At 33.7% G+C, this 3307-nt stretch carries 6 protein-coding genes; all 6 read right to left on the bottom strand.

Going from position 1 to position 3307, the window contains the following annotated elements; translation table 11 throughout:
• Positions 1-222: 222 nt before the first annotated feature.
• A complete protein-coding gene (locus tag RMR19_RS06010) occupies positions 223-990 on the bottom strand; it encodes a FliA/WhiG family RNA polymerase sigma factor (protein ID WP_310602596.1) in 768 nt (255 codons plus the stop codon).
• A gap of 34 nt (positions 991-1024) precedes the next feature.
• On the bottom strand, positions 1025-1285 hold the full coding sequence (locus RMR19_RS06005; RefSeq protein WP_310602595.1) for a hypothetical protein: 261 nt from the start codon (positions 1283-1285) through the stop codon (positions 1025-1027).
• 54 nt (positions 1286-1339) lie between these two features.
• Positions 1340-1825 (bottom strand): chemotaxis protein CheD, encoded by a 486-nt coding sequence (locus RMR19_RS06000; RefSeq protein WP_310602594.1) that lies wholly within the window; start codon positions 1823-1825, stop codon positions 1340-1342.
• Positions 1826-1835: 10 nt separating this feature from the next.
• Complete coding sequence (locus tag RMR19_RS05995; RefSeq protein ID WP_442871529.1) at positions 1836-2429, bottom strand: chemotaxis protein CheC; 594 nt, start codon at positions 2427-2429, stop codon at positions 1836-1838.
• Positions 2430-2543: 114 nt separating this feature from the next.
• Positions 2544-2999, bottom strand: coding sequence for a chemotaxis protein CheW (locus RMR19_RS05990; protein WP_310602592.1), 456 nt, complete (start codon positions 2997-2999; stop codon positions 2544-2546).
• A 14-nt stretch (positions 3000-3013) separates the two neighbouring features.
• A partial coding sequence (locus RMR19_RS05985) for a chemotaxis protein CheW (RefSeq protein ID WP_310602591.1) occupies positions 3014-3307 on the bottom strand: 294 nt, incomplete at its 5' end.

Below are 3307 nucleotides of genomic sequence, written 5' to 3'. Positions count from 1 at the left end.
GCCCCGCCTTGTGTTGCTGGTACAAGATGAATATAGATACCATCTTCTTTTTCATGCAAATAAAAATATCCATTCTTTTGTTTCATTTTTCTTTTCCCCACTTTCACATTTAACAAGTATATTCAAAAAATACCTATTTATATCCTCCTCAGTTCGTACCTACAAATCTTGGTACTAAAACAAGTCCTCTGCAACATTACACGCTAAAGAGAACTTGCTCTGTTAAATTATATTAAACAACTCCATGTTATTTCCCATTTTACTTCTCATCTTCTGTAATGCCTTCGTATGCAACTGCGACACTCTTGATTCTGATACTTCAAGCGTTAAACTAATTTCTTTTAATGTTAATTCTTCATAATAATATAGTATTATTACTCTCTTCTCTTTTTCTGTCAAAGACTCTAAACTTTTTAATAGAATCTCTTTTAATTCATTGCGCTCAACTAATTTTTCCGGTTGCGCATAATGCGAATTCTCATTTACATCTACTTTTACGTCACTTCCCTGTTCAATGTATTCATCTAATGATACAAGGGACGATATCTTTGTTTGATTCTGCCACGTTGTTAATTCTTTAACTGTAATCTCCAATTCTTCTGCAAGTTCTTCATCTGTAGCTACTCTACCAAATTCGGATTCAATTTTTTGGTATGCTGAATCTATCTTTTTCTGTTTTTGTCGTAAAGTTCGTGGTAACCAATCCATCTTTCTAATTTGATCTAATATCGCTCCACGTATTCTAAGTGTTGCGTATGTTTCAAACTTTACTCCCTTATTATAATCAAACTTGTCTATTGCATCTATTAATCCAAAGATTCCGTATCCTACTAAATCATCATATTCTACGTTATATCCAAGATACATGCTAAGTCGACCAGCTACAATCTTAACCAATTCTGCATATTCAAGAATTATATTTTCTCTATTTGCACTTGTACGGCTTTTGCTATACTCTTCCCATAATTTATTTTTTCCTTCTTCGTTCATGTTCGCCTCCAAAAGACTATATCATAGTAGCTTTTTACTCTGTAACTTCTTCTTCAAGTGTTACAGTTTCTTCACCTTCCGTAGCGACATCCATATCTTCCGGTTGTTCCAAATCCGTTGTTATAATTTTAATAATCAAATTTCTTGCTATTAAACCAATTATATAGAATATAATTAATACACCAAGTAAAATTTCTAGCGTTAAAAGAACACTATAAGAATTAATTAGGCAGAAAGCACACGCTATTGTTCCTGCTAATAACATTACAATTGATGGTATATATCTTGCTCGCATTCTATTCTCTCCTGCCAATTTATGCTTTTCATATTACTATTTTAAAATCATATATTATAAAGTCTTTTGTGGTTTTCCAACTGACTTTATCAATAAATCTCCTGTCTCAGTATAGAATTCAATTGTACGACCATAATTTAGCCCTGTATCCTCTGCAAGAATTCGTATACCAAGTGAAGCTAATTTAGCTTTTGTGGCTTCCACATTTCTGTCACCAATTCGGAGCATATCATTGTTCGATGTAAATGCGAACATTTGCGCTCCTCCTGCTATCTTAGCAACAAGTCTATGTTTGTTTGCCCCTAATGAAACCATCTGTTTAACCAAATCATCTATGCCTGTGTCTGCAAATTTAGCCCGGTTCTCATTATTTCGTATCTTCGTACTATCAGGTAGCATTATATGTGCCATTCCACCCACTTTAGTAGAAGGATCATACAATGAAATGCCAACACAAGAGCCTAATCCAAGCGTCGTTAACGCACTAGGACACCTACAAGCATTCAAGTCTGCCATTCCTACTTTTATCATATCTCCCATACAACTTCTCCTATAAGCCTAAAGATCTCATAATTTTACTATACGAGTCCAAAGTTGGTATAAGTATAAAGTAACCATTAACCTCCTCATCATCTTCACAGAATTGAGATTGTATTAATAGTGCTTTATCACCTATCTTGCCAAATTCAATTGCAGGTACACTTAAAATTGCTCCTGACATATCAATTGACATGTACGGAATAGAAGCAGCAATACGCATATTCGTTAATGCTGAAAGCGAAGATAGATATGCTCCTGCTATTATATTACCGATTTCATTTAATGCAGATTTATCCATTTCTGTAAATTCACGTTTTTCTTCCGTTGTCATACCCATTAGCATATCAACTAGGTGATGTGCAGAATCTTCTTCTAACATAAACATCATCATACCATCAATATCACCTTCTAGTGTTAATAGTATTCCTACTACTATATTCTCCGCACCACCAACTAAATCTGGTAATTCACGAAAACCAAGAAGGTCAACCTTTGGTACTTTCATATCAACTTTCGCATTAATTAATTGAGACAATGCCGTTGTAGCATTACCTGCTCCTATGTTTCCGATTTCTTTTAAAACATCAAAATGCATATTATCCATATTATCTAAATCCACAATCACACCTCACAATCTATATTCCTTTAAAAAAGGGGTGCCACAAGTACATATTTCCTTTTTCGAAATGATTTGCGGCAGCCCCTTTTCATATCTGGCCTAGACAGCCTCTTTTTCTAAAATAACACCTGCAATATTAAGTAATGAGATTAAGCTATCTCCATGTTTACCAATACCACTTAAGTACATTGATTTTTCATCTTTTGCATTGTAAGTTATCTTTTCAATGCTTTCATCTTCCAATGTTACTACTTCTTTAACTTCATCTACAAGTATGCCAATTGCAGATTGTGCTTCAAGTTTAAGAATGATAATTCTTGTTGCATTCGTAATTTCATCAGGTTCAAGACCAAATTTCAAACGAATACTCATTACAGGAATAATCTCACCTCTTAAATTAATAACACCTTTAAAGAATGATTGTGCCTTTGGAACTCTTGTAATACGTTGCATTCTAACAATATTATCAACATATTGAATGTCAATTCCGTATTGTTCGTTTCCAATTCTTACAACTATATATTGTTTTGCTTCTACGCTCATGTTTGCATCCATTGTAAGTACCTCCCCTATACTAATGTATTAACATCAAGAATTAAGGCTACTTCACCATCACCAAGGATTGTTGCTCCGCCAATCATCTTATTATTGCTAATATATTTACCAAGTGATTTGATAACAATTTCTTGTTGCCCAATTAAATTGTCAATTACAAGACCTGCTAACTTGTCTCCTTTGGAAACAATAACCACTGTAAGGCTTTCTGGAGATTCTTTCGTTTGTTCCACATCAAGAATATCAGCTAAACGAACAATTGGTATCACAGTTCCTCTTAAACTAATAACTTCTTTTGTTTGAACATA

The sequence above is a fragment of the Anaerosporobacter sp. genome, from assembly GCF_031551385.1.
Taxonomy (GTDB): Bacteria; Bacillota; Clostridia; order Lachnospirales; family Lachnospiraceae; genus Anaerosporobacter.
This window is presented reverse-complemented; position numbering and strand designations above follow the sequence as displayed.

Bases quoted from the DNA above. Each gene is read 5' to 3' on its own strand.
- RMR19_RS06010 (WP_310602596.1), bottom strand. From the start codon at position 990: ATGAACGAAGAAGGAAAAAATAAATTATGGGAAGAGTATAGCAAAAGC.
- RMR19_RS06005 (WP_310602595.1), bottom strand. From the start codon at position 1,285: ATGCGAGCAAGATATATACCATCAATTGTAATGTTATTAGCAGGAACA.
- RMR19_RS06000 (WP_310602594.1), bottom strand. From the start codon at position 1,825: ATGGGAGATATGATAAAAGTAGGAATGGCAGACTTGAATGCTTGTAGG.
- RMR19_RS05995 (WP_442871529.1), bottom strand. From the start codon at position 2,429: ATGGATAATATGCATTTTGATGTTTTAAAAGAAATCGGAAACATAGGA.
- RMR19_RS05990 (WP_310602592.1), bottom strand. From the start codon at position 2,999: ATGGATGCAAACATGAGCGTAGAAGCAAAACAATATATAGTTGTAAGA.